The sequence below is a fragment of the Roseateles sp. P4_D2 genome (genome assembly GCF_056401875.1).
In genome coordinates, this window is sequence record NZ_JBFUIM010000005.1 from 202544 (window position 1) to 225704 (window position 23161).

Annotated in this window: 28 protein-coding genes; 10 read left to right on the forward strand and 18 right to left on the reverse strand. The window is 67.3% G+C overall.

Translation table 11 applies throughout. The features are described from left to right. Positions 1-16 precede the first annotated feature (16 nt). Entirely contained in the window at positions 17-523 is a 507-nt protein-coding gene (locus AC1DW0_RS11005; RefSeq protein WP_056201958.1) for a hypothetical protein, read from the reverse strand. Between the two features lie 113 nt (positions 524-636). On the opposite strand from AC1DW0_RS11005, the gene lspA reads away from it, so the two are divergent. Together lspA and AC1DW0_RS11015 are read left to right on the forward strand one after the other, a co-directional pair. Then, on the forward strand, positions 637-1131 hold the full coding sequence (gene lspA / locus AC1DW0_RS11010) for a signal peptidase II (RefSeq protein WP_056201954.1): 495 nt from the start codon (positions 637-639) through the stop codon (positions 1129-1131). 83 nt (positions 1132-1214) lie between these two features. After that, positions 1215-2684: a hybrid sensor histidine kinase/response regulator gene (locus tag AC1DW0_RS11015; RefSeq protein ID WP_056201951.1), complete on the forward strand. Its 1470-nt coding sequence runs from the start codon at positions 1215-1217 to the stop codon at positions 2682-2684. Positions 2685-2688: 4 nt separating this feature from the next. Here AC1DW0_RS11015 and AC1DW0_RS11020 read toward each other — a convergent pair whose 3' ends face one another. Further along, a complete protein-coding gene (locus AC1DW0_RS11020) occupies positions 2689-3678 on the reverse strand; it encodes a quinone oxidoreductase family protein (RefSeq protein ID WP_056201948.1) in 990 nt (329 codons plus the stop codon). Positions 3679-3741: 63 nt separating this feature from the next. Here AC1DW0_RS11020 and AC1DW0_RS11025 point away from each other — a divergent pair, with 63 nt between their 5' ends. The 6 genes from AC1DW0_RS11025 to AC1DW0_RS11050 all read left to right on the forward strand — a co-directional run bounded on the left by AC1DW0_RS11025 (position 3742) and on the right by AC1DW0_RS11050 (position 10156). Then, positions 3742-4644: a DMT family transporter gene (locus AC1DW0_RS11025; protein ID WP_477945833.1), complete on the forward strand. Its 903-nt coding sequence runs from the start codon at positions 3742-3744 to the stop codon at positions 4642-4644. After that, entirely contained in the window at positions 4644-5234 is a 591-nt protein-coding gene (locus tag AC1DW0_RS11030) for a pseudouridine synthase (protein WP_477945835.1), read from the forward strand. Before AC1DW0_RS11025 ends, AC1DW0_RS11030 begins: the two co-directional genes overlap by 1 nt. A gap of 2 nt (positions 5235-5236) precedes the next feature. Beyond that, the gene (locus AC1DW0_RS11035; RefSeq protein ID WP_477945837.1) at positions 5237-5941 is read left to right on the forward strand and encodes an SDR family NAD(P)-dependent oxidoreductase; all 705 of its coding nucleotides are present in this window, start codon (positions 5237-5239) and stop codon (positions 5939-5941) included. Positions 5942-5998: 57 nt separating this feature from the next. Further along, positions 5999-6847, forward strand: a complete 849-nt coding sequence (locus AC1DW0_RS11040) for a Tim44 domain-containing protein (RefSeq protein WP_457325145.1) — start codon at positions 5999-6001, stop codon at positions 6845-6847. Positions 6848-6929: 82 nt separating this feature from the next. Next, the gene (locus AC1DW0_RS11045; RefSeq protein ID WP_477945839.1) at positions 6930-8948 is read left to right on the forward strand and encodes a S9 family peptidase; all 2019 of its coding nucleotides are present in this window, start codon (positions 6930-6932) and stop codon (positions 8946-8948) included. Between the two features lie 8 nt (positions 8949-8956). Beyond that, positions 8957-10156: an acyltransferase family protein gene (locus AC1DW0_RS11050; RefSeq protein WP_477945841.1), complete on the forward strand. Its 1200-nt coding sequence runs from the start codon at positions 8957-8959 to the stop codon at positions 10154-10156. On the opposite strand, the gene AC1DW0_RS11055 is transcribed toward AC1DW0_RS11050, so the two are convergent. The 9 genes from AC1DW0_RS11055 to rpsP form a co-directional block, all read right to left on the reverse strand. Beyond that, entirely contained in the window at positions 10126-10641 is a 516-nt protein-coding gene (locus tag AC1DW0_RS11055) for a histidine phosphatase family protein (RefSeq protein WP_457352868.1), read from the reverse strand. The two genes, AC1DW0_RS11050 and AC1DW0_RS11055, sit on opposite strands and share 31 nt — an antisense overlap. A gap of 5 nt (positions 10642-10646) precedes the next feature. Then, the gene (gene cobS / locus AC1DW0_RS11060; protein ID WP_457352870.1) at positions 10647-11408 is read right to left on the reverse strand and encodes an adenosylcobinamide-GDP ribazoletransferase; all 762 of its coding nucleotides are present in this window, start codon (positions 11406-11408) and stop codon (positions 10647-10649) included. A gap of 4 nt (positions 11409-11412) precedes the next feature. Further along, entirely contained in the window at positions 11413-12438 is a 1026-nt protein-coding gene (gene cobT / locus AC1DW0_RS11065; RefSeq protein ID WP_457352872.1) for a nicotinate-nucleotide--dimethylbenzimidazole phosphoribosyltransferase, read from the reverse strand. 168 nt (positions 12439-12606) lie between these two features. Further along, the gene (locus tag AC1DW0_RS11070) at positions 12607-13596 is read right to left on the reverse strand and encodes a CobD/CbiB family protein (RefSeq protein ID WP_457352874.1); all 990 of its coding nucleotides are present in this window, start codon (positions 13594-13596) and stop codon (positions 12607-12609) included. A gap of 23 nt (positions 13597-13619) precedes the next feature. Continuing rightward, on the reverse strand, positions 13620-14303 hold the full coding sequence (locus tag AC1DW0_RS11075; RefSeq protein WP_056201925.1) for a CoA pyrophosphatase: 684 nt from the start codon (positions 14301-14303) through the stop codon (positions 13620-13622). A 66-nt stretch (positions 14304-14369) separates the two neighbouring features. Further along, a complete protein-coding gene (gene rplS / locus AC1DW0_RS11080) occupies positions 14370-14723 on the reverse strand; it encodes a 50S ribosomal protein L19 (RefSeq protein WP_056201923.1) in 354 nt (117 codons plus the stop codon). Between the two features lie 133 nt (positions 14724-14856). Then, a complete protein-coding gene (gene trmD, locus AC1DW0_RS11085) occupies positions 14857-15597 on the reverse strand; it encodes a tRNA (guanosine(37)-N1)-methyltransferase TrmD (RefSeq protein ID WP_457325223.1) in 741 nt (246 codons plus the stop codon). 8 nt (positions 15598-15605) lie between these two features. Beyond that, positions 15606-16121, reverse strand: coding sequence for a ribosome maturation factor RimM (gene rimM, locus AC1DW0_RS11090; RefSeq protein ID WP_477945845.1), 516 nt, complete (start codon positions 16119-16121; stop codon positions 15606-15608). A gap of 81 nt (positions 16122-16202) precedes the next feature. After that, positions 16203-16460: a 30S ribosomal protein S16 gene (gene rpsP / locus AC1DW0_RS11095; protein WP_056201913.1), complete on the reverse strand. Its 258-nt coding sequence runs from the start codon at positions 16458-16460 to the stop codon at positions 16203-16205. A gap of 183 nt (positions 16461-16643) precedes the next feature. Here rpsP and AC1DW0_RS11100 point away from each other — a divergent pair, with 183 nt between their 5' ends. Both AC1DW0_RS11100 and AC1DW0_RS11105 read left to right on the forward strand, forming a co-directional pair. Continuing rightward, positions 16644-17192 (forward strand): GNAT family N-acetyltransferase, encoded by a 549-nt coding sequence (locus AC1DW0_RS11100; protein ID WP_235532057.1) that lies wholly within the window; start codon positions 16644-16646, stop codon positions 17190-17192. Further along, the gene (locus tag AC1DW0_RS11105) at positions 17189-17617 is read left to right on the forward strand and encodes a TM2 domain-containing protein (RefSeq protein WP_056201911.1); all 429 of its coding nucleotides are present in this window, start codon (positions 17189-17191) and stop codon (positions 17615-17617) included. Before AC1DW0_RS11100 ends, AC1DW0_RS11105 begins: the two co-directional genes overlap by 4 nt. Here AC1DW0_RS11105 and AC1DW0_RS11110 read toward each other — a convergent pair. From AC1DW0_RS11110 to hda, 7 genes are all read right to left on the reverse strand, one after another. After that, positions 17611-18621, reverse strand: coding sequence for an inorganic phosphate transporter (locus tag AC1DW0_RS11110; protein WP_056201908.1), 1011 nt, complete (start codon positions 18619-18621; stop codon positions 17611-17613). The two genes, AC1DW0_RS11105 and AC1DW0_RS11110, sit on opposite strands and share 7 nt — an antisense overlap. 90 nt (positions 18622-18711) lie before the next feature. Then, positions 18712-19359 carry a DUF47 domain-containing protein gene (locus AC1DW0_RS11115; protein WP_056201905.1) on the reverse strand — a complete coding sequence of 216 codons (648 nt, stop codon included), beginning with the start codon at positions 19357-19359 and terminating at the stop codon, positions 18712-18714. Positions 19360-19417: 58 nt separating this feature from the next. Further along, complete coding sequence (locus AC1DW0_RS11120) at positions 19418-19774, reverse strand: DMT family protein (protein WP_056201903.1); 357 nt, start codon at positions 19772-19774, stop codon at positions 19418-19420. A gap of 15 nt (positions 19775-19789) precedes the next feature. After that, positions 19790-20266 (reverse strand): 2-amino-4-hydroxy-6-hydroxymethyldihydropteridine diphosphokinase, encoded by a 477-nt coding sequence (gene folK, locus AC1DW0_RS11125; protein ID WP_056201900.1) that lies wholly within the window; start codon positions 20264-20266, stop codon positions 19790-19792. Beyond that, a complete protein-coding gene (gene pcnB, locus AC1DW0_RS11130) occupies positions 20263-21798 on the reverse strand; it encodes a polynucleotide adenylyltransferase PcnB (protein WP_477945849.1) in 1536 nt (511 codons plus the stop codon). Before pcnB ends, folK begins: the two co-directional genes overlap by 4 nt. Then, positions 21795-22463, reverse strand: a complete 669-nt coding sequence (locus AC1DW0_RS11135) for an HAD family hydrolase (protein WP_457446290.1) — start codon at positions 22461-22463, stop codon at positions 21795-21797. The genes pcnB and AC1DW0_RS11135 overlap by 4 nt, the downstream gene beginning before the upstream one ends. Continuing rightward, on the reverse strand, positions 22460-23158 hold the full coding sequence (gene hda / locus AC1DW0_RS11140) for a DnaA regulatory inactivator Hda (RefSeq protein ID WP_457324811.1): 699 nt from the start codon (positions 23156-23158) through the stop codon (positions 22460-22462). Before hda ends, AC1DW0_RS11135 begins: the two co-directional genes overlap by 4 nt. Positions 23159-23161 lie beyond the last annotated feature (3 nt).

Here is a 23161-nt window from a genome sequence, read left to right on the forward strand (position 1 = left end):
AGGCCGGACGAGGGGCTCACGGGAACGCAGGCACGTTCGGCTCCATCCCCTCGAAGTGCGCTTCGGGGTGGGTGCGAGCCAGCAGTTCCTCGATCTCGGTGATGCGCGAGCGAGGCACGTCGACGATGAGCAGGTATTGGCCTTGCTCGATGGCCGCCTCGAAGCGTTTCAAGCGCCGGCTCGGCGTGGAGCTGCCGATCATGCTGGACGACCAGGTGCCCAGCATGGCGCCTACGGCCGCCAGGCCGATGACGACCGCCGCCGGAGAGGCCGCGCTGATCGCCAGGGCCGCCGCAACGCCGCCCGCGGCGCCGAGGCCGGAGCCGATCAGCGCGCCGTTCTGGGCCGCCTCGACCAGGTCAGAGGTCTGCAGCACATTGGCCGCGTGAAGACCGTCCATCGCGGCACCTTCGGCGGCGACGAAATGGATGTGGTGTTCGGTGATGCGGGCGAGCAACAGCTCGTCCATCGTGCGCCGCGCGCTGCTCAGGTGGGGCAGCAACCAGTAGATGCGCTTTCGCATGGGATCCTCCAGCGAGCAGGGAGAGTTCCGCTTCTACGCCGCTTCTCCTGCGCCTACAAGCCCCGGCTCGGCGGCAAGTTACATTGGCGGCCCTCGCCTCGCGACCCCATTCCATGCCTTCTCGCTCGTCGTCCTCGTCCTCCGGCCTGACTTCCTGGCTGCTGATTGCCGCCCTCATCATCCTGGCCGACCAGCTCACCAAGGTGCTCATCCTGCGCACCTTCCAGCTCGGTGACGTGCACCCAGTCACCAGCTTCTTCGACGTCGTGCGCGCCCACAACTTCGGCGCCGCTTTCAGCTTCCTGCATGGCGCCTCCGGCTGGCAACGCTGGTTCTTCCTCGGCCTGGGCCTGGCCGCGGCCGGCTTCATCATCTGGATGCTGCGCCGCCACGGCCACCAGAAGCTGTTCGCTTGGGCGTTGACGCTGATTCTGGGTGGCGCGCTAGGCAATGTCATCGACCGCGCCATCCACGGCTACGTCGTCGACTTCATCCAGGTTCACGCTCGAAGCTGGTATTTCCCTGCTTTCAACGTCGCCGACAGCGCCATCACCGTCGGCGCCATCCTGCTGATCCTGGACGAATTGCGCCGAGTGCGCCGCGGTTGAACCTGCGCGGCGCGGCCGCGCAGTAGTTCACGGGCGACAGATGTGACGAGCGGTGACAATCGCGCGCCTCTCAACGCGCCCACATGCTCCTCGACTTCGCCAGCCTGAGCCATTACGACTGGCTCGACGTTCCTCTGTGGGTCTTCGACCCCGAACAACAGCGCAACCTCTGGGCCAATGCCGCAGCCCTGCGCTTCTGGCATGCCGACAGCGCCGAGGAATTCCTGTCGCGCGACTTTTCCGAGCATGGCGATGCCGTGCGCGAGCGCCTGGCCGTCACGGCGGCCGACCATGCGCAGGGCAAGATCGTCCGCGAGCAGTGGACTCTCTATCCCAAGGGCGAGCCGACGACGGTCATGCTGGTGTCGCGCGGCATGCGCACGCCGGAACGCCGTCAGGTCATGCTGTTCGCGGCCGATTCGCTGGGCGGTGGTGCCGATCTCGCCATGCTGCGCGGCGTTGAGGCTGTGCAACACACCTCGGTGCGCATCGCCGTTTTCGGCCTCGGCCAGGGCGAACTGCTGATGCGCAACCCGGCCGCGGCCCTGACGTTCGGTGATACGCCGCCCGGCCCCGACCAGACCGAGTTCACCCGCCTGTTTGCTCACATTGGCGATGCCGCCAGCATCCTGGGCCGCGTGGAGCGCGGCCAGACCTGCCACCAGGACGTCGAGTTGCAGACGCTGGCCGGCCTGCGTTGGCATGCACTGGACGCGCGGCCCATGCGCGACCCGGTCACTGGCGACACGGTCATGCTCTTCAATGCCCACGACATCGCCGATCTCAAGGCCAGCCAGGCGGCCCTGGTCGCCGCACGCGAGGCCGCCGAGACTGCCAGCCAGGCCAAGAGCAGCTTCCTGGCCAATATGAGCCACGAGATCCGCACGCCGATGAATGGCGTGCTCGGCCTGACCGAACTGGTGCTGCAGACCGAACTCAACGAGCGCCAGCGCCGCTTCATCGGCATGGCCCACCAGTCGGCCAAGGGGCTGATGACCATCATCAACGACCTGCTGGACGTGGCCAAGATCGAGGCCGGCCGCATCGTCATCGACGAGCAGCCCTTCAGCCTGCACGACTGCCTCGGCGAATCCCTGCAGCCTCTGCTGCTACAGGCGCATGACAAGGGCATCCAGCTGCACGCCCGCGTACAGCCCGGCGTGCCGTCGTGGCTGGTCGGCGACGCGCTGCGGCTGCGTCAGGTGCTGATCAACCTGATTGGCAACGCATTGAAGTTCACCGAGCGCGGCGAAGTGCGCATCGAAATCGCCCTGGCCGACGCGCGCGACGGTGACGGCCCCGACCGCCTGCGGCTGCGCGTGGCCGTCACCGACACCGGCATCGGCATGACGCGCGACCAGATCGGCCAGATCTTCGACCCCTTCACCCAGGCCGATGGCAGCATCACGCGCCGCTACGGTGGCACGGGCCTGGGGCTGACCATCGTGCAGCGACTCGTCAGTCTGATGAGTGGCGAGATCACCGTCGAGAGCGAGCCCGGCGTCGGCTCCTCCTTCAGCTTCGAGCTGCAACTCGGCCGGGCGCCGGCTTAAAGTTTCAGGGCAGCAGCACGGCGCTGCCCACCAACTGGCGGGCTTCCAGATCGCGGTGGGACTGGGCCGCGTCCGCCAATGCATAGCGCTTGTCGATGCGGATCTTGACCTGGCTGCTGGCCACCATCTCGAACAGCTCGTCGCCCATGGCCTGCGTGGCCTCGCGCGTGGCGATGTGCGTGAACAGCGTCGGCCGTGTCACATAGACGGAGCCCTTGGCCGCCAGCGTGCTCACGCTGAAGGGCGGCACGGGGCCCGAGGCGCCGCCGAAGCTGGCCAGCAGGCCGAAGGGCGCCAGGCTGTTCAACGAGCCCTCCCAGGTGTCGGCGCCGACCGAGTCGTAGACCACCTTCACGCCGCGCCCGCCGGTGATCTCGCGCACCTTGGCGGCGAAGTCCGTATCACGGCGGTAGTTGATGGCATGTGCCGCGCCGTTGTCCAACGCCAGCTGGCATTTCTCGTCGCTGCCTGCGGTGCCGATGAGCTGCAGGCCCAGTGCGCGCGCCCACTGGCAGGCAATCAGCCCGACACCGCCGGCCGCCGCGTGAAAGAGCACAAAGTCGCCCGGCTGCAGGCCACCCTGGGGCAGGGTCTTGCGCAGCAGGTATTGCACCGTCAGACCCTTGAGCATCATGGCCGCGGCGGTCTCGAAATCGATGGCGTCAGGCAGTTTGAGCACGCATTTGGCGGGCATCACACGAGCGGTCGCGTATGCCCCCGGTGGATTGCTGGCATAGGCCGCGCGGTCGCCGGCCTTCAGGTGGGTGACACCCTCGCCCACCGCCTCGACAACGCCCGCGCCTTCCATGCCCAGCCGCGCCGGCAGCGGCAAGGCGTAGGTGCCGTTGCGGTGGTAGACGTCGATGTAGTTCAGCCCGCAGGCCTCGTGGCGGATGCGGATCTCGCCCGGACCTGGGGCGCCGACCTCCACGTCCATCAGCTTCAGTTGCTCGGCCCCGCCCGGAGCTTCGATGACAACGGCTTTTTCACTCATGCGGCGTCTCCTGTTCGCGAGTCCGGTATCGTGCCAGCCCTTTGGCCCACGCGGCGGCGCCTGATGAAACTGACCCCACGCCTTGCTCTGCTGTTGACGCTGCCACCACTGCTGTGGGCCGGCAACGCCGTCATCGGCCGCATGGTGCGCAACGACATCCCGCCGATGGCGCTGAACGCGTTGCGCTGGCTGCTCGCCTTCGTGCTGCTGGCTCCGCTGGCCCGCCGCCTGCTGGCCGACCCGCGGGAGGCCTTGAAGCGCTGGCGTGGTCTGGCCTGGCTGGGCTTTCTTGGCATGGGTTGCTACAACTCGCTGCAATACTTGGCGCTGCACACCTCGTCGCCGCTGAACGTCACGCTGATCACCGCCAGCATGCCGGTCTGGATGCTCGGCGTGGGTGCCGTCTTCTACGGCGTGAAGCCGACTCGCCGCCAGCTGGCCGGCGCAGCCCTGTCGCTGCTCGGCGTGGCCGTCGTTATCGCACGCGGCGACCCCGCCGCCCTGCTGGCCGTGCAATTTGTACCCGGCGACCTGTTGATGCTCCTGGCCCTCTTCACCTGGGCCATCTACTCCTGGATGCTGGCGCGGCCGGTGCGCGGGCTGCGCCCCGGCGAACGGCCGGACTGGAACTGGGCCGAGATGCTGATGGCCCAGCTGATGTTTGGCGTGGTGTTCTCGGGCGCGGCGGCGGGCGTGGAACAGGGCGTTGCACCGGCCTCCATCCACTGGAGCCCGACCCTGGTCGCCGTGCTCGCCTATGTCGCCATCGGCCCGTCGCTGATCGCCTACCGCTGCTGGGGCCTGGGCGTGGCCGAGGCCGGGCCGGCGCTGGCCGGTTTCTTCGTCAATCTCACGCCGGTGTTTGCCGCCGTCATCTCGGCGGCGCTGCTGGGCGTCGCGCCGGCCTGGTATCACGGAGTCGCCTTCGCGCTGATCGCAGCAGGCATCCTCGTCTCTTCACGTTGATGCGGGTGCTGCACGCCGACGACCGCCTGGTCGTCATCGACAAGCCCGCCGGCCTGCTCAGCGTGCCGGGCCGCCGCGAGCCCGATTGCGCCAGCGCACGCGTGCAAATGCTCTACCCCGACGCGTTGGTCGTGCATCGCCTCGACCAGGCCACTTCGGGCCTGCTGCTGTTCGCCCGCGGCCTCGACGCCCAACGCGATCTCAGCGCCGACTTCGCCGGGCGCCGCATCGACAAGCTCTACATCGCCGTCGTCGCCGACCATCTCGAGGGCGAAGGCCTCATCGACCTGCCGGTCGGCGCCGACTGGCCCAACCGGCCGCGCCAGCAGGTCAACTTCGAACACGGCAAGCCCTCGCAGACGCGTTGGCGCGTGCTCGGCCATGAAGGCGATCACACGCGCGTGGCCCTCGAGCCCCTGACCGGTCGCACCCATCAATTGCGCGTGCATTTCGCCGCCATCGGGCATGCCATGCTGGGCGACACGCTCTATGCCGCGCCCGACATCGCTGCCGCCAGCCCACGCCTGCTGCTGCATGCCAGCGAACTGCGAATCGGCGACCATCACTTCATCAGCCCACCGGAGTTCTGAGCATGCATCTCTACATCATCACCGGCAGTTCACGCGGCCTGGGCGCGGCACTGGTTCAACAGCTCACGCAAGCCGATAACACGGTGATCGGCATCGCTCGCAAGACCAACCCGGCGCTGCAAGCGGAGCAATGGGCGCTTGATCTGGCGGACCCGATTGCTGCTGCGGAACACCTGCAGGCCTGGTTGCGCGCCAACAAGCGCTGGGAAAGTGCAACGCTGGTCAACAACGCCGCCCTGCTCAGCGAGCCCGGCCCGCTGGCGACCTCCGACCTCACCAGCCTGTCGGCCGCGCTGCGCGTCGGCCTGGAAGCGCCAACGCTGCTGAGCCGTGTCTTCCTGGCCGAAACGGTGGGCGTGCCGACGCGACGCATCCTGAGCATCTCATCGGGCCTGGGCCGCCGCGCCATGGCCGGCAGCGCAGCCTATTGCGCCATCAAGGCCGGGCTGGACCATCTCAGCCGCGCCCTGGCCCTGGAAGAGCCTGGCGTCGGCGTCGTCTCACTGGCGCCGGGCGTCATCGACACCGACATGCAGGTGCAATTGCGCGGCGCCGACCCCACCCGGTTCCCCGAGCAAACCCGCTTCCAGGGCCTGAAAGATGGCGGCCAGCTGCAGACGGCGGCCGACACGGCTGCGGCGATTGTTCGCTTTCTCATGCGGCCAGACTTCGGAAAAACCGTGGTTTCCGATATCAGAGACGCTTGAAAATCCTGATCCGAACCTGCATCTGCCGGTTCGTTTCCAAGCTTCTGGAGAACTCGCTTGAACCGCATCTTTGCTGTGACCCTCGCCACCCTGCTGGCCGTCACGCTGCCCGCCCATGACGCCGAGGCCAAACGCCTCTCCAGTGGTGGCCTGAAGCGCAGCGTGCCTACCCAGACCGCGCCACAAACGCCGCCGGCCCAGCAGCCTGCGCCCCAGCAAGCAGCTCCCGGCAAACAGGCTGCTGCAACACCCGCGGCCGCTCCCGCTGCGGCGCCCAAACGCTCCTGGCTTGGCCCCATTGCCGGCCTGGCCGCAGGCCTGGGCCTGGCCGCGCTGGCCAGCCACTTCGGTTTTGGCGGCGAACTGGCCAGCATCATGACGATGGTGCTGCTCGGCCTGGTGGCGGTCTTCGTGATTCGCTTCCTGGTGCGCCGCTTCGCCGCGCCGAAGCCGCAGCTCGCCGGCGCCAACGGCGCCAACTTCCGGGCAGCCGAGCCGGCGTGGAATTCGGCAGCGGCCACGGTTTCCGGCGCTGCCGCAGCCCCCGCGGACTTCGACGCCGCGGGCTTCGAGAAGCTCGCCAAGCAGGTCTTCATCCGCCTGCAGGCCGCCAACGACGCCGGCGACCAGGCCGACCTGCGCCGCTTCACGACGCCGCAGATGTACGCCAACATCCAGCACGATCTGCTGGAGCGCGGCGCACAGGCTCAGCGCACCGAGGTGCTGCAGCTCGAAGCCAACGTCGTCGATGTCGCGACGGAGACCGGAGAACAGATTGTCTCCGTGCGCTTCTCGGGCCTGGTGCGCGAGAAGAGCGAACAGGCCGCGGAGGACTTCGACGAGATCTGGCATCTGGTCAAGGCCGGTGACGGCTGGCTGATTGCCGGCATCCAGCAGACCGCATGACCCAAGGCATAGCGGGTTAGACCCGAGTCCGGGCCAGTCGAGAATGGGCGCTTCGAGCGCCCATTTCCTTTTGAGGCCCCACATGATTCGTTTGCGTCTTTCTCTTTGCGCACTCGGCACAGCATTGCTGGCCGCCTGCGCCTCTTCTCCTGCGCCGGCACCGGTCTCCACGGCTGTGGTTGCGCCCAATGCGAACCTGGTGATCCAGGGCATCCCGCCCGTGCCCCAGAGCCTGGCTGACGCCATCGGCCGCTACAACGACTTCCGCGGCCACGCCTTCGCCGACTGGCACCCGACCCAGCGCGAGATGCTGGTCAGCCACCGCAAGGCCGGTGCCAACACGGCGCAGATCTTTCGCGTGACGACGCCGCTGACCGATGGCGAGCAGCTCACCGACGGCATCGACCCGGTCGTGCGCGCGACCTACGAACCGCGCAACGGTCAGTACATCGTCTTCGAGCGCGCCACCGGTGGCAACGAAGTCGCGCAGCTCTATCGCCTGCCGCTGAACCAGGCTGGCGCTCAGCCAGTGCTGCTGACCAATCCCAACGAGCGCCACTCCATCAACACCTGGCTGCGCAGGAGCGGCCGGCTCGTCTACTCCTCGGTGCCCATCGACCGCACCGCCCAGGGCGGCACGCGCACCAAGATCACCACCACGCTGTGGTTGATGGACCCCGAAAAGCCCGAGGCGCGGCGCAAGCTGGCCGAGCTGGACGGCGGCGGCTGGTTTGCCGGTCGCCCCTCGCCCGACGAGCGCCTGGTGTCGCTGACGCGCTATCTGTCGGCCAATGAATCGCAGATCTGGATGCTGGACCTGGACAGCGGCGTGGCCAAGCAAGTCGCGCCGACGGCGGGCAGCCAGGAGGCCAAGGCCACCTACTCACCCGCCGGCTGGGCGCCCGATGGCCGCTCGCTGTGGATTGCCAGCGACCGCGCCGGCGAGTTCCGCGAGCTGATGAAGCTGGATCTCGCCAGTGGCCGCATCGACCGTGTCAGCAGCCACATCCCTTGGGACGTCAGCGGTGTCACGCTGACCGAGGACGGTGCCAGGCTGGCGGCCCAGTTCAATGTGGATGGCCGCGACGAGCTGCATTTCTTCGATGCGGCGACTGCCAAGGAAGTACCGGCCGCCGCCCTGCCGAAACTGCCCGAGGGCAATGTCGGCGCCGCTTCCTACCACCACGGTCGCGGTGAGCTCGCTTTCTCAATCAGCAATGCCCAGGGCCCGAGCCAGATCTATTCGCTGGGCACGGACGGCAAGGTCCAGCAATGGACGCGCGCCACAGCCGCGCCTGGTGTCGACACTGCCGCTTTCAGCGAGCAGAAGATCGTGCGCTGGAAGAGCTTTGACGGCACGATGATCTCGGGTCTGCTCACCGCCCCACCGAAGAAGTTCTCCGGCAAGCGCCCGGTGCTGATCTCCATCCACGGTGGCCCCGAGTCCCAGGCCAGTTTCGGCTTCCTGGGCCGCAACGCCTACTACGTGCAGGAGCTCGGCATGGCACTGATCCAGCCCAATGTGCGAGGCTCCAGCGGCTACGGCAAGAGCTTCCTGGCGATGGACAACGGCTTCAAGCGCGAGGACTCGGTCAAGGACGTCGGCGCCCTGCTCGACTGGATTGCCACCCAACCCGACCTCGACGCCTCGCGCGTGCTCGTCACCGGCGGCAGCTACGGCGGCTACATGACGCTGGCCGTGTCGACGAACTACGCCGACCGCATCGCCGGTTCCATCGACGTCGTCGGCATCTCGCACTTCGTGACCTTCCTGAACAACACCGAGAGCTACCGCCGCGACCTGCGCCGGGTTGAATACGGCGATGAGCGCGACCCGGCGATGAAGGCCCACCTGGACAAGATCTCGCCGCTGACCAACGCGGTCCGGATCAAGAAGCCCCTCTTCGTCATCCAGGGCAAGAACGACCCGCGCGTGCCCTACACCGAGGCCGAGCAGATCGTCGCGACCGTGCGCCAGGGTGGCACGCCGGTCTGGTATCTGCGCGCCGAAAACGAAGGCCATGGCTTCCAGAAGAAGGACAACCAGGACTTCCAGTTCTACGCGACCGTGCTGTTCATGCAGCAGACGGTGCTGAAGTAGGCCCGGCTTTGGACCTGCTCGGCCCGGTCAGCCCGCTGCCTGCGGTTGCGGCGCTGCTGCTGGCTTTTGCAACGGCGGCGCTGCTGCAGCGGCGTGTCGGTGCGCCGCCCGCACCGGGCCGCTTCGCGAGCATCGACGGCTTGCGCGGCTATCTGGCCCTGGGCGTCTTCCTGCATCACGGCTGCATCTGGTACTTCTATCAGCACAGCGGTGAGTGGAAGCTGCCACCGTCGCGGCTCTACACCCATCTGGGTCACAGCAGCGTCGCCCTGTTCTTCATGATCACGGGCTTCCTGTTCTTCTCCAAGCTGATCGCCGCCCGCCAGCGGCCGCTGGACTGGCTGCAGCTCGTCGTGTCGCGCGTGCTGCGCCTCGTGCCGCTGTATCTCTTCGTCATGCTGCTGCTGTTCACGACGGTCGCCGTGCTGTCGGGCGGCGAGCTGCATGAGCCGGCCCGCACCGTCACCAAGCAGGCCCTGCGCTGGCTGGGCTTCACGATGTACGGCAACCCACCGATCAACCAGATCGAGGTGACCAAGATCGTTGTCGCCGGCGTGACCTGGTCCCTGCCCTATGAGTGGTTCTTCTACGGCGTCCTGCCACTGCTCGCGCTGACGGTCGGCGTGCTGCCGCGCTGGCCCTATCTGCTGTTGGGCCTGGTGTCTGTCACCGCCCTGCTGAACTGGCCCGCACAACCTGTGTACCTGTGGGCGTTTGCCGGCGGCATTGCGGCCGCGGTGGGCTCCCGCTCGGCACGGCTGTGCCGCTGGGCCGCCAGCCACTTGGCCAGCGTGTTGATCCTGGCATGCCTGGCAGCGGCGGTCACGCTGTTCCCCCTGGGTACTGACTATGGTGCGCTTGCGCTGATGACGCTGGCCTTCGTGCTGATCGCCTGCGGCAACAGCCTCTTCGGCCTGCTGCTGCACCCGGTCTCGCGCCTGCTGGGTGAGTCGGCCTACAGCATCTATCTGTTGCACGGCTTTTTGCTGTTCAGCCTCTTTCATTTCGTGCTGGGGGCAGATCAGCCGGGAGCCGCCTTGCCTGCGGCCGTGCACTGGGGTTGGGTGCTGGCACTGGCGCCGGTCCTCGTGCTGGTCAGCCATGCCAGCTATCGCTTCATCGAGGCCCCGGCGATGCGGGCCACGCCTGCCGTCACGGCGGCCTTGCGCCGCCGGTTTCAGAAATCGCCGGACCGGCTGGCTGCATAGGCCAACGGCTTGGGCCACCGGGCCGGCGTGGGCGGATCGCCGCGCCATGCCCGGGCATTGATCCAGCCGCCGTGGCCCACGGCCAGGGCACATGGGGGCTGCCAGGCGGCCGCGCGCAGCAGCAGCGCATTGAGCGACTCGCCACCGTCGAACTCGAAGCCGCTGAAGTCGCGCGTCCAGCGCTCGAATTCCGCCGCGGAGATGGCGCTCCAGGGCTGGCCGTCCCAGCGGCCGAAGTCCATCTCCGCCAAGGCTGGGTCGACGCACCACAGGAAGCCCCATCGCTTCAGCCAATGCCCCACCGACGCGGCGCGCGCGAGCGGCGACGTGACGACCTCGCGCGGCAGCCCCTGCAGGCGTGCATGCGTGCGAATGCGATGGGCCAGGCGCTTGGCTTTGCGCGGGTCGACGGGAAGGTCGGTGCGGCCACCGATGCAGCGACCCGCAGCACCGATGGGCTTGGGGTGGCGCCAGATCGTGAACACAGGCTTCAGAACGAGGCCGTGAAGGCCAGCAGCACGGCGATCTCGGCCAGTTGCTCGGTCGCGCCCAGCCCATCGCCGGTGTAGCCGCCGAGGCGGCGCTTCAGCCATTGGTGCATCAGTACTGCGGCAACCGCTGCTGCGCCTGCGGCGGCCAGCAAGCGCGGCAGATCAACGCCTCCGGCGGCGAGCGCCAGCAACAGCAAGCCGCACCAGCCCAGCGCGATGGCGAAATTGCGGAGCGCCACGGCCATTGCCAGTGGCTTGGCCTTGGCATGCTCCGCATCGCCGCCGTAGGGCAGGCTGACCATCACGCCCACGGCCGCCGCGCGAGCAAAGGCGTGGCTGGCCAGCAAGGCGGCCACGGCACCCAGCAGCGGCCGCGTCGCCAATACGGCCAACAGCGCGGCGCGTAGCAACAAGCTCAGGCCCAGCGCCAAAGCGCCATAGCTGCCGATGCGCGAATCCTTCATGATCGCCAGCGCCTTGTCGCGGCTGACCACGCCGCCCAAGGCATCGAAGGTGTCGGCCAGGCCATCCTCGTGAAACCCGCCGGTCAACGCGACGGTGGCCGCCAGTGCCAGCACCGCGGCCACCCAGGCCGGCCACAAATGACCGGCCCCCGCCAGCACCACTGCGCCAACGCCGCCGACCAGCGCGCCCACCAGCGGGAAGTGCCGCACGCAATCGTTCAGCCAGGCCGGCTCGAAGCCCTCCAGCCGCACCGGCAGCCGCGTCAGGAACTGCAATGCAACAAGGAAAAGCCGCACAGGGCTACTCGCGGTTGCTGACGCCGGCGCTGTCGAAGCTGGCCATGTCGGCCAGCAGCGCACAGGCGGCCGTCAGCAGTGGCCAGGCCAGCGCCGCACCACTGCCCTCGCCCAGGCGCAGGTCCAGGTCCAGCAGCGGGCGCACACCCAGTTGTTGCAGCCAGCGCGCATGGGGCCCCTCGGCCGAGCGATGGGCGAACACGCAGGCCGCCAACAAGCCGGGGCGCAGCGCCTCGGCCAGCGCGACGGCAGCCGTCGTGATGAAGCCATCGACGACGATGACTCGGCGCTGCGCGGCGGCGGCCATGACGCTGCCGGCCATGGTGAGGATTTCGAAACCGCCGAGAGCCGCGGCGAGCTGCAACGGGGTCTCGGCGTCAGTGTTGGCCGCGAGCGCCTCTGCAAGCACGCCAAGCTTGCGGCCCAGGCCGGCGTCATCCAGACCGGTGCCGCGCCCCACACATTCGGCCAGCGGCAAACCCGTCAGGCGCTGCATCAAGAGGCTGGCCGACGAAGTGTTGCCGATCCCCATCTCACCCAGCAGCAGCGCATTGCCGGGCAAGCGCTCGACGAGGGCCATGCCATTGCGCAGCGCACGCTCGGCTTGTTCGGCCGTCATCGCCGGCCCGACGCTCGCGTCGGCCGTGCCCGCAGCAATGCGCAGGTCGACGGCCCCGTCGGCCAGCGGCGCATCGACGCCACAGTCGGCGATCGTCAGCGCCAGACCTTGTTGACGCGCCAGCACGGACACGGCCGCACCGCCGGCCAGCATGTTGGCCACCATTTGCGGGGTGACCTCACGCGGGTAGGCCGATACGCCGCGCCGGGACAGGCCATGGTCGGCCGCGTAGACGACAAGCTGCGGCTCGCGCAGCGCGGGCCGCTCCACACCCTGGATCAGCGCGAGCTGCAGGGCCAGGGCCTCGATGCGGCCGAGGGCGCCCAGAGGCTTGGTCTTGTGGTCGATGGCGTGCTGCACGCGCGCAGCAAGTCCGGGCTCGGCCAGGGCCGGCAGGTTGGGAAAGTTCATTTCAATTGCTTTGCTTGATATCGGCGGGCCGAGCGCTGGGCCGCTCCCGAGCCGGCCCGCTCAGGCGATGAGCTTGCCGGTCAAACCGGCAAGCATCGCCGTCCCCTTGGGGGACCGGCCGGGCTCGCCCGCGTTCAGCGCGGCGAGACTGGACGAGGGGCACCATGACTAGCCGACGAGGTTGGCCAGGGTCAGCAGCGCGAGCAGCAGCATCCACAGCACGACGGAACGCCAGACGAGGCCGACGACGCTTTGCAGATGACCGAGCTGCGGCGGTGCGCCGGCCGTGGAGCCGGCGGCGCCGGTGAACTCGGGTTCGGTACCGGCATCGAAGGTCTTGCTGCGATCCGGCGTGACGCCAGGCGCCGCCGCGCCGCCGAGCTGCAGGCCCACAGCGCCAGCAGCGGATGCGAGGATGATGCCCTCGTTGGAATGCAGCCAGAGGCTGGCGTCGCGGCGCCAGCCATTCACGGCCTCTTCGAAGTTGCCGACGATGGCAAAGCCGGTGGCTGTCAGCCGTGCGGGCAGGTGGTCAATCCAGGTGAAAGCCTGACGCGACAAGGCCAACAGGCGGGTGTTGGTCGGTGCGTCCAGCGTGCGGCTCTTGAAGGCCCAGTAGCGGCCAGCGAATTCGGCCATGCGGTAGACCACCGCGCCTGCCGGCCCCAGGCCGACGGTCGAGCAGACGATGAACCAGAAGAACACGCCGAAGACATGGCGATGCGCGGCGAGCAGCGAATGCTCGATGACATGTCGGATTAGCTCGGTGCGCGGCAACTCGCTGGCATCCAGGTGGCGCCATTCGGCCAGCAACTGGCGCGCGGTGGCGTCGTCGCCGCGCTCGAGGGCATCACGGATGTCGGTGTAGTAGTGGCTGAACTGCCGGAAGCCCAGCGTCAGATACAGGATGAGGACGTCCAGCCCTAGGGCGAGCAGCACGCTGAAATGGCGCAGCGCCCAGTAGATCAGCGCAACGGCCAGGCCCGGCACCAGAACCGTGATGGCCCAGACGACGGCAGCATGGTGCTCGTCGCCAGCGTCGAAGTTGCGGCCCGTCCAGCGCACCCAGCCGATGACCGACTGGTGCACGCGGTTGCCATGCCTCAGGGGCTTGAGTTGCTCACACAACAGGGCCAGCAGCACCGCGAAGAAATTCATGGGCCGGGATGATAGTGGCGCGCTCAGGCGCCGCTGAGAAGACGGTAGAAGTTGCGCAACATCGCGGCGGTCGCGCCCCAGATGAAGTACTCGCGTTCGGGCCCTTGCCAGGGCATGGACAGAAAGCGCCGCTCGGCGCCCGCGAACTCGAAACGGTGGTGGCGGTGGTGGGCCGGATCCATCAGGAAGGCCAGTGGCACCTCGAAGGCTTCGGCGACCTCGAAATCATCCAGCGTCAATGTGAAGCCGGGTTCGACAAGAGCCACCACAGGCGTCACCTGAAAGGCCGTCACTGTCGAATAGACCGGCAACTGGCCAATGATCTCGATGTGCTGGCGCGACAGGCCGATCTCCTCCTCGGTCTCCCGCAGCGCGGTCGCGACGGGACCATCGTCCTCGGGCTCGACACGGCCGCCGGGGAAGCTGATCTGGCCGGCGTGATCGCGCAGATGGTCGGTACGCCGGGTCAGCAGCAGGTTCAAGCCTGCCTCTCGCTGCACCAGCGGGATGAGCACAGCGGCACCAGACGGCTCGCGATTGGCGAAGAGACCCCCGTCGCCGACGAACTCAGGCGTCCAGGCCGCCACCTCCGCCAGGCGCGCCCGTATGGCCGAAGCCGTCAGCGCCAAGTCTGGCACTGCCGGGAGATGATCATCGATGCTCGTGACCGGCACGAGTTGGGGCTGGGTGATAGCGGGGCGGGTCATGCGACAGAAAAACAAAAGCCGCCGAGAGCGTACGCCCTGGCGGCTTTGGCGGTAGGAACCGGCTGATTAAGCCAGCTTCTCTTTGATTCGAGCCGACTTGCCCGAACGCTGGCGCAGGTAGTACAGCTTGGCGCGACGGACGTCACCGCGGCGCTTGACTTCGATCGTGGCGATCAGCGGGCTGTAGAGCTGAAAGGTCCGCTCGACGCCTTCGCCGCTGGAGATCTTGCGGACGATGAAGCTGCTGTTCAGGCCGCGATTGCGCTTGGCAATCACGACGCCTTCGTAGGCCTGCACGCGCTTGCGGGTGCCTTCAACGACGTTGACGCTGACGATCACCGTGTCGCCAGGGGCGAAGGGCGGGATGGTCTTGTTCAGGCGAGCAATTTCTTCTTGCTCAAGGGTTTGGATCAGGTTCATCTGTACTCCTGGAGATCTTGGCGAGACGCTATTTATCGGGATGTTTGCAGCTGGCTCCCTGTATAGGACCCAGCCACTCGCCCCGCCAGAGGATCGGACAGCCCGCTAGTGTAGCCTGGGCCGCGGGTTTAGCCTAGAGCTTGGCCAGGAAGGATTCATCGGCCTTGCTGAGGCGGCCGGCGGCGCGGGCGGCGGCAATCAGGTCGGGCCGGCGCGCGGCCGTCAGCACCAGAGACTGCTCGCGGCGCCAGCGCCGGATGTCGGCGTGGTGGCCCGACAGCAGCACGGGCGGCACGCCGCGACCATCGGCCAGAACTTCGGGGCGGCTGTAGTGCGGGCAGTCCAGCAGGCCATCAGAGAAGCTGTCCTGCTCGTGGGATTTGGCGTCGCCAAGGACCCCCTCCTGCAGCCGTGCGACGGCGTCCAGCAGGGTGAGCGCCGGGAGTTCACCACCCGACAGCACGAAGTCGCCCAGGCTGAGTTCCAGCGTTACATGACGGTCCAGCACGCGCTGGTCAATGCCTTCGTAGCGACCGCAAAGCAGGATGGCACCCGGGCCCGCAGCGAGATCCTGCACGCGGGCCTGATCGATTCGCGCGCCGGTCGGGGTGAAGTGGATGACGACGGGCGCCGCCTCGCCACGATCCGCCTTGACAGCGGTGAGCGCCTTTTCAAGCGGCTCGGCCAGCATGACCATGCCTGGGCCGCCGCCATAGGTGCGGTCGTCGACGCGGCGGTAGTTGTCCTCGGCGAAATCGCGCAGCAGCCACAGGCGCACGTCGACCTGACGGCTCTCGAAGGCGCGCCGCGTGACGCCATGCGTCAGATGCGGCGCGAACAGCTCCGGGAAGATCGTCAGGACGTCGAAGCGCATGGCCTCGGTCAGAAGTCCAGGCCCCAGTCGACGCGGATACGCCGGTCTTCCAGGCTGACGTCGTCGATGAAACGCCCGACGAAGGGGATCAAGCGCTCCTGGTCCGGCTTGGCGGGCTCTTCCACGCCTGGCGGCAGGATGCGCAGCACGGCATGCGGACCGGTGTCGATGAGGCCGATCACTCGTCCCAAGGCCTCGGACTCGCGATTGATGACGTCCAGGCCGATCAGGTCAACCCAGTAGTACTCACCGTCGGGTGTGCGCGGAAAGTCGCTGCGGGGAATGTGGATCTCGTGGCCCCGCAGCGCTTCGGCGGCATTGCGGTCGTCCACCCCTTCGGCGACGGCGACGATGCCCTCGCCCTGCTCGCGCACCGATTTCACGGCCAACACCAGTTGGCCGGGCTTGGGGCCGGTCGACTTCAGATACCAGCGCTTGGCGCTGAACAACGCGTCCGCGTCGGCCGAGTAGGCCTGCACCTTGAGGCCGCCTTTGATGCCCCAGGCATCAAGGATGCGGCCCACCGGCAGCAGATCTTCGGGCCAGGAAGCAAAAGACGGCGCCGAGGCGCCGTCTTGCTGAGGCTTGTTGCCTGCCACGCCTGCTTAGGCGGCGACAGCGGCCGTCTTGGCGTCACCCACCAGGCGGGCCACCGTGGGCGACAGCTGGGCGCCGACACCGATCCAGTAGCTCACGCGGTCCTGCTCGACGCGCAGCTTCTCGGCGGAACCGGAAGCGACGGGGTTGTAGAAGCCGACGCGCTCGATGAAGCGGCCGTCACGGCGCTGGCGGCTGTTGGCGACGACGATGTTGTAGAAGGGGCGCTTCTTGGAGCCGCCGCGGGCCAGACGAATCACAACCATGATGTTTCCTAAAAATTGGGTGACCACCGCACGAGGAGACACTCAAGTAGCGACAAGTCGAATGGCAGGAACCCCTGCCGGGGTAGGCTCTGTAGATACGCCGCAGCCATCTGCGACCAGAGCCGAAAACCCAGCATTATAAACTCGATCAAGCTCCTCTTGCGCAGTCCCCAAAACCGACAAATGTCACAGCCCGCCCCCATCACCCTGCCCCTGACGATCCGCCCCAGCACTGACGCCGACTTGGCCGCCATCCAGGCCATTTACGCCCACGCCGTGCTGGAAGGCACCGGCACCTTCGAAACCGAGGTGCCCGGAGTCGACGAGATGGGCCGCCGCCGCGCCGAGGTGCTGAGCCGCAATCTACCCTGGCTGGTGGCCGAGCGCGGCGGCGAAGTGCTGGGCTATGCCTATGCCAACTACTTCCGCCCCCGCCTGGCGTATCGTTTCTGTGTCGAAGACTCGATCTACCTGTCGCCCGCCGCACAGGGCCAGGGCATGGGCCGGCTGCTGCTGGCCGAACTGATGGCCCGCTGCGAAGCGGCCGGTGCGCGCCAGATGCTGGCCGTCATCGGCGACGCGGCCAATGCCGGCTCCGTCGGCGTGCACAAGGCGCTGGGCTTCGAACACACCGGTGTGCTGAAAAGCGCAGGCTGGAAGTTCGGCCGCTGGCTGGACGTCGTGTTGATGCAGCACACCTTGGGCCTGGGTGACAGCGCCGCCGCCGAATGAGCGGCGTCACCAAACACAAGGCCGTTGCGACCTGGCTGGCCTTGCTGGTCGGTGTCTTCGGCCTGCACCGCTTCTATCTGTATGGGCTCAAGGACCGCTGGGCTTGGCTGTTCCCCGTGCCGACGCTGCTCGGTCTGCTCGGCGTACAGCGCATGGACACCCTCGGCCAGGACGATCGCCTGGCGTGGCTGCTGATTCCGCTGCTGGGCGCCAGCCTCGTCGCCGCCCTGCTCGGCGGCATCGTCTACGGGCTGATGCCGGACGAGCGCTGGAACGCCCGCTTCAATGCCGGCCGGCCGGCCAGCACGGGCGGCTGGGCCGCCGTCATCGGCGTCGTGCTCTGCCTGCTGTTCGGCGGCACGGCGCTGATGGCGACCATCGCCTTCAGCGCCCAGCGCTATTTCGAATCGCAGGCCGGTCAGTAGAGAATGAAACTGACCCAGTAGCAGATGCCGGCCATCAGCGCCGCGGCCGGGATCGTGAAGATCCAGGCCCAGACGATGCTGCCGGCCACGCCCCAGCGCACGGCCGACGGACGCTGCACCGAGCCCACGCCGACGATGGCGCCGGTGATGGTGTGCGTCGTCGACACCGGGATGCCCAGAGCCGTCGCCAGGAACAGCGTGATGGCCCCGCCCGTCTCGGCGCAGAAGCCGCCCACCGGTTTGAGCTTGGTGATGCGCTGCCCCATCGTCTGCACGATGCGCCAGCCGCCAAACATCGTGCCCATGCCGATGGCGATGTAGCAGGCGACGATGACCCAGCTGGGCGGCGCCTTGTCGCCGACGCTGACCATGCCGGCGGCGATCAGCAGCATCCAGATCAGGCCGATGGTCTTCTGCGCGTCGTTGCCACCGTGGCCCAGGCTGTACAGGCCAGCCGACACGAGCTGCAGCCGCCGGAACCAGCGGTCGATGCGTATCGGTGACTTGTGCCGGCAAACCCAGGCCACGATGACCATCATCAGTGAACCCAGTAGATAGCCCAGCAAAGGCGACACGATGATGAAGGCGACGGTCTTCCAGATGCCACCAGCGACAAGGGCCGACGGCCCCGCCTTGGCGACGACGGCGCCGGCAATGCCACCGATCAGCGCATGCGAGGAACTGGACGGGATGCCCCACCACCAGGTGATGAAGTTCCAGGCGATGGCGCCGATCAGCGCTCCAAAGACGACGTGGTGATCCACCACGCCCGGCTCGACGATGCCCTTGCCCACGGTGGCCGCCACCTTGAGCTGGAAGATGGCGATCGCGACGACGTTGAAGAAGGCGGCGAACAGCACGGCCTGCTGCGGCTTCAGCACGCCAGTGGATACCACCGTGGCGATGGAGTTGGCCGCGTCGTGGAAGCCGTTCATGAAGTCGAACAGCAGGGCCAGCACGACCAGCAGGGCCACCACCCAAAAGGCGATCTCAGCGGATGCCATGTCAGCGGCGCGCGGCCGTCCGAAGGCGCTGACACGCCCCCTCGGGGGGCAACGAACGAAGTGAGTGTGGGGGTCGATTCATCTCGGCGGTCAGGAGTTCTCGAGGACGATGCCCTCGATCAGATTGGCGACGTCTTCGCAGCGATCGGAAATGGATTCGAGCTGCTCGTAGATCGCCTTGAGCTTGATCAGCTCGCGCACGTCCTCCTGCTCGCGAAACAGACGAGACATCGCCGAGCGCATGACACGGTCGGCATCGGACTCCAGGCGGTCGATCTCCTCGCAGGTCTTGAGGGCTGCTTCGGTCGTGGCAGGTTTGCTGAGGTGCGGCAGCAGCGTCACGGCATGCTGCACGCGCTCGCAACAGCGCACCGACAGCGTGCACAACTGCAGAACCTGCTCGGGCACGGCGCGCACATCGTAGAGCGACAGCGTCTCGGATGAATCCTGCAGCAGATCGACGATGTCGTCCATCGCGTTGATCAGGCCGTGGATCTGCTCGCGATCAATGGGCGTGATGAACGTGCGGTGCAGCAGCCGGTTCACCTCGGCGGTGACGCGGTCGGCGGCATGCTCGGCCTTGTCGACCTCGTCGGCGTACTGCGCGCGCAGCGCTGGGTCGGCATAGTTTTCAATCATTTTCTGGAAGGCGCGCGCACCTTCCAGGATGAAGCCACCGTGCTCATTGAACAGCTCAAAAAAATTGCCCTCACGGGGCAGCAGCTTGCCAAACAGCATGGGCGTCCTTGATCTCTCGAAGGGTCGGAGTTTACCGGGCGCCGTCACCGAACCGTCATCAAGCCGACCTGAAGATGAAGTAGACAGCGCCCATCAGACACAAACCCGCCCAGAGGAAATCCAGCTTCAGCGGTTCACCCATGTAGTACAGGCTGAAGGGCACGAAGACGGCGAGCGTGATGACTTCTTGCGTGATCTTCAGCTGGGCCAGGCTGAAGCCGGCGCCATGGCCGATGCGGTTGGCCGGCACCTGAAGCAAGTACTCAAACAGCGCGATACCCCAGCTGATGAGGGCGGCTATCCACCAAGGCTTGGTCGCCAGGCCCTTGAGATGGCCATACCAGGCGAAAGTCATGAAGACGTTGGACAGCAGCAGCAAGCCGACGGTCTGCCAGCCGGCGAGGGTCGAGAACATCTTCGTATCTCCAGGTCAGAGGGACAGTGGGCCGAGCCGCTCGACGCGCTGGGTCTGCCAGCCCTTCCCCGCCGCCAAATGCACCAGCTCCGGCGCTATCTCCAGCAGCGGGCGCAACACGAAGGCGCGTTCGCCAAGGCGCGGGTGGGGCAGCGTCAGCCGTGGCGTGTCGAGGGTCAGCTCGCCATAGAGCAACAAGTCGAGATCCAGCGTGCGCGGCGCATTGCGGTAGGGCCGCTCCCGGCCGTGCGCCAGTTCGATGGCCTGCAGCGCGTCCAATAGTTCAATGGGTAGAAGCGTCGTGTCCAGTGCCACGACGGCGTTCAGGAAGTCCGGACCGCCAGCATCCACCGGCGCGCTGCGCCAGACGCTGGACAGCGCCGCGACATGGCTGCCCGGCAGCGCCGCAAGGCGCAACGCTGCCTGCGTCAACGTGGCAGAAGGGTCGGCGCCCAGGTTGGCGCCCAGTCCGACGTAGGCGCGCGAGCTCACTCGGCGGCAGTTGCGGGCGCTGCGGCGCCCTCCCCGCCACCCGGCTTGCGGCGGCGACGGCGGCGTTTCTTGGCCGGCGCGTCATCGGCCGCCGGTTCGGTCTCTTCACCGGCCGGCGCCTCGGGACGCGGTGCACGCACGACGCGAGGCTGCTTCTGCTGGGTCGCACGGGCGTCGGCCAGCAGGGCCTGACGGTCGTCATCGCTGCCCAGTGCAAAGTCCTCCCACCAGTCGGCCAGGGCCGGGTCGATCTCGCCGACGTCGGCGCGCAGGCGCAGGAAGTCAAAGCCGGCACGGTAGCGCGGCTGCTCGATGAGGCTGAACACACCCGAACCGGTACGGCGCTCGAAGCGGGTCTGCATCATCCAGATTTCGCGCATGTCGGCCGCCAGCTTGCCGCGGCCGGAGATGTCGCCGATGCGGGCATCGAAGACGGCGTCGATCGCCTGGGCCAGTGCCGGCACTGGCGGCTCGCCGCCGTTGCGGATCTTGGTCCAGCGGTCCAGCACTTCATGCCAGAGCATGCAGGCGAGCATGAAGCTGGGGCTGACGCCGCGGCCTTCCTGCACGCGCCGGTCGGTGTCCTCGAAGGCCTGCCGCACGAAGTTGCCGCGAATGCCCTCGTGCAGGTCACCGGTTTCGGTCAGCATGGCGTCCAGCACTGCGAACACGCCGCGGCCCAGACCCAGTTTCTTCAGCTGCGCGATGCTGGCCAGGGAATGGCCGGTCTGCAACAGCTTGATCATCTCGTCGAAGAGGCGCGAGGCCGGCACATTGGCCAGCAGCGCCAACGAGGCTTTCACCGGTGCCAGTGTCTTGGGCTCGAGCGTGAAGCCCAGCTTGGCGGCGAAGCGCACGGCGCGGATGATGCGGACCGGGTCCTCGCGGTAGCGGGTTTCGGGATCGCCGATCATGCGCAGCAGCTTGGCCTTGGCGTCGGCGAGGCCACCGTGGTAGTCCACCACCAGTTGGCGCTGCGGGTCGTAATACATCGCGTTGACCGTGTAGTCGCGACGGGCAGCATCCTCGATCTGCGGGCCCCAGACGTTGTCGCGCAGCACGCGGCCGCTGGCATCCACAGCGTGATGCTTGCCATCCAGCTCGGCTTTGCCCGTCTTCTCGTTGCCGGCGATGGCTTCTGATTCCGTCGGCAGCGCGCGGAAGGTCGAGACCTCGATCACTTCGTGCTCACGACCGCGGCCGTAGACAACGTGAACGATGCGAAAGCGCCGGCCGATGATGAAAGCGCGGCGAAACAGCCCCTTGACCTGTTCGGGCGTCGCATTGGTCGCGACGTCGAAGTCCTTGGGCCGCATGTTCAGCAGCAGGTCGCGCACGGCGCCGCCGACGATATAGGCCTCGAAACCCGCATCGGTCAACGTCTTGACGACCTTGACGGCGCGCTCGTCAAGCAGATCCGGGTTGATGCCGTGAACCTCGGCCGTCACCTCCACCCGTTTGCCCAGCGGGCTGGTCTTCTTGGGGGCTGCGGCGGGTTTGCCAAGCAGTTTGTCGATGAACTTTTTGATCATGCGAAGAGGTGCAACTGGGGCCAGCCCCGTTCGGCGGCGATCGCAGCGAGGGTCGGGCTGGGATTGGTCGCCACGGGGTGGCTGACGCGTTCAAGCAGGGGCAGATCGTTGGTCGAGTCGCTGAAGAAGTTCACGCGCTCGAAATCGCGCCATTGTGCCCCCAGGCCCTGCAACCAGCCCTCGACGCGCGCGATCTTGCCCTCGCGGAAGCTCGGGATGCCGCGAATGGCTCCGGTATAGCACTGCTTGGCGTCGCGTTCCAGCTCGACGGCGATCAGGTGCTCGATGCCAAAGGCCGCGGCAATCGGCGCGGTGACGAATTCATTGGTCGCCGTGACCAGGGCGATGAGGTCGCCCGCTGCACGGTGCTTCTCTACCAGAGCGACGGCCTCGGGCCGCAGCGCCGGGCGCATGACCTCGGCCATGAAGCGCTCCCGCATGGCCAGCGCCTCGGCCAGCGGGCGGGAGCGCCAGGCGGACGTCGCGAAGTCGATATACGCCGGCAGGTCCAACGTTCCCGCGTTGTACTGGGCAAAGAACTCGTCGTTCTTCGCACCCCAGACCACGCCGTCCACCCAGCCCACCTCCACCATGAAACCACCGAAGGCATGGTCGGAATCCATGGGGATCAGCGTCCCATCCAGGTCAAACAGCGTGAGATTCATAAATTAGGGTCAGAGTCGATTTTTTCTTCAACGGCCTCGTCGGCCAGCATGGCCTTCAGCAGCGGCAGTGTCAGCGCGCGCTTGGCTGACATCGCGAATTCATCCAGCCGCTCGAGCAAGGCCATCAGCCCCTTGAGATTGCGCTCGAAGCGGGTCAGCAGATAGGACAGCACCTCGTCGCCGAGCAGCAGGCCGCGGCGATCGGCCTCGCGGCGCAGCACGGCACGCATTTCGGCCTCGCGCAGCGGTTCAAGCGCAAAGCTCGGGCCCCAGCCCAGGCGCGTACGCAGGTCTTCGCGCACGGCCAGGTCGACGGCTGGCGCATCGGCCGTTGCAACGACGGTATAGCCCTGCCCCGCCGTCGCTACAAAAAGGGCAAAAGCGGCATGCTGCTGGCCGGCGTCAAAGCGCTGGCAATCGTCCAGCAGCAACAGGCTCTCGTGGGCCGGCAGCTCCCAGGGCAAGGCCGTCTCGGCGTCGTACCAGGCGACGCGCTGGCCGGCCGCCTGCCAGCGCTCGGCCAATGCCTGCAGCAGATGGCTCTTGCCCGAGCCGGTCGGGCCCCAGAGCAGCGCGGGTGGATCGCCCGGCTGCAGGCCCAGCAGGTAGGCCAGAGCCTCGGCATTGGCGCCGGGCAGGAAGTTGTCGAAGCTGTGCGCGGGCGGCGCCAGCAGCGCAAGCGGGATCTGCCTCATTGA

Coding starts and splice junctions, on each gene's coding strand:
- AC1DW0_RS11005 (WP_056201958.1), bottom strand. CDS start 523: ATGCGAAAGCGCATCTACTGGTTGCTGCCCCACCTGAGCAGCGCGCGG.
- lspA (WP_056201954.1), top strand. CDS start 637: ATGCCTTCTCGCTCGTCGTCCTCGTCCTCCGGCCTGACTTCCTGGCTG.
- AC1DW0_RS11015 (WP_056201951.1), top strand. CDS start 1,215: ATGCTCCTCGACTTCGCCAGCCTGAGCCATTACGACTGGCTCGACGTT.
- AC1DW0_RS11020 (WP_056201948.1), bottom strand. CDS start 3,678: ATGAGTGAAAAAGCCGTTGTCATCGAAGCTCCGGGCGGGGCCGAGCAA.
- AC1DW0_RS11025 (WP_477945833.1), top strand. CDS start 3,742: ATGAAACTGACCCCACGCCTTGCTCTGCTGTTGACGCTGCCACCACTG.
- AC1DW0_RS11030 (WP_477945835.1), top strand. CDS start 4,644: ATGCGGGTGCTGCACGCCGACGACCGCCTGGTCGTCATCGACAAGCCC.
- AC1DW0_RS11035 (WP_477945837.1), top strand. CDS start 5,237: ATGCATCTCTACATCATCACCGGCAGTTCACGCGGCCTGGGCGCGGCA.
- AC1DW0_RS11045 (WP_477945839.1), top strand. CDS start 6,930: ATGATTCGTTTGCGTCTTTCTCTTTGCGCACTCGGCACAGCATTGCTG.
- cobT (WP_457352872.1), bottom strand. CDS start 12,438: ATGAACTTTCCCAACCTGCCGGCCCTGGCCGAGCCCGGACTTGCTGCG.
- AC1DW0_RS11070 (WP_457352874.1), bottom strand. CDS start 13,596: ATGAATTTCTTCGCGGTGCTGCTGGCCCTGTTGTGTGAGCAACTCAAG.
- AC1DW0_RS11075 (WP_056201925.1), bottom strand. CDS start 14,303: ATGACCCGCCCCGCTATCACCCAGCCCCAACTCGTGCCGGTCACGAGC.
- rplS (WP_056201923.1), bottom strand. CDS start 14,723: ATGAACCTGATCCAAACCCTTGAGCAAGAAGAAATTGCTCGCCTGAAC.
- trmD (WP_457325223.1), bottom strand. CDS start 15,597: ATGCGCTTCGACGTCCTGACGATCTTCCCGGAGCTGTTCGCGCCGCAT.
- rpsP (WP_056201913.1), bottom strand. CDS start 16,460: ATGGTTGTGATTCGTCTGGCCCGCGGCGGCTCCAAGAAGCGCCCCTTC.
- AC1DW0_RS11100 (WP_235532057.1), top strand. CDS start 16,644: ATGTCACAGCCCGCCCCCATCACCCTGCCCCTGACGATCCGCCCCAGC.
- AC1DW0_RS11105 (WP_056201911.1), top strand. CDS start 17,189: ATGAGCGGCGTCACCAAACACAAGGCCGTTGCGACCTGGCTGGCCTTG.
- AC1DW0_RS11110 (WP_056201908.1), bottom strand. CDS start 18,621: ATGGCATCCGCTGAGATCGCCTTTTGGGTGGTGGCCCTGCTGGTCGTG.
- AC1DW0_RS11115 (WP_056201905.1), bottom strand. CDS start 19,359: ATGCTGTTTGGCAAGCTGCTGCCCCGTGAGGGCAATTTTTTTGAGCTG.
- AC1DW0_RS11120 (WP_056201903.1), bottom strand. CDS start 19,774: ATGTTCTCGACCCTCGCCGGCTGGCAGACCGTCGGCTTGCTGCTGCTG.
- pcnB (WP_477945849.1), bottom strand. CDS start 21,798: ATGATCAAAAAGTTCATCGACAAACTGCTTGGCAAACCCGCCGCAGCC.
- AC1DW0_RS11135 (WP_457446290.1), bottom strand. CDS start 22,463: ATGAATCTCACGCTGTTTGACCTGGATGGGACGCTGATCCCCATGGAT.
- hda (WP_457324811.1), bottom strand. CDS start 23,158: ATGAGGCAGATCCCGCTTGCGCTGCTGGCGCCGCCCGCGCACAGCTTC.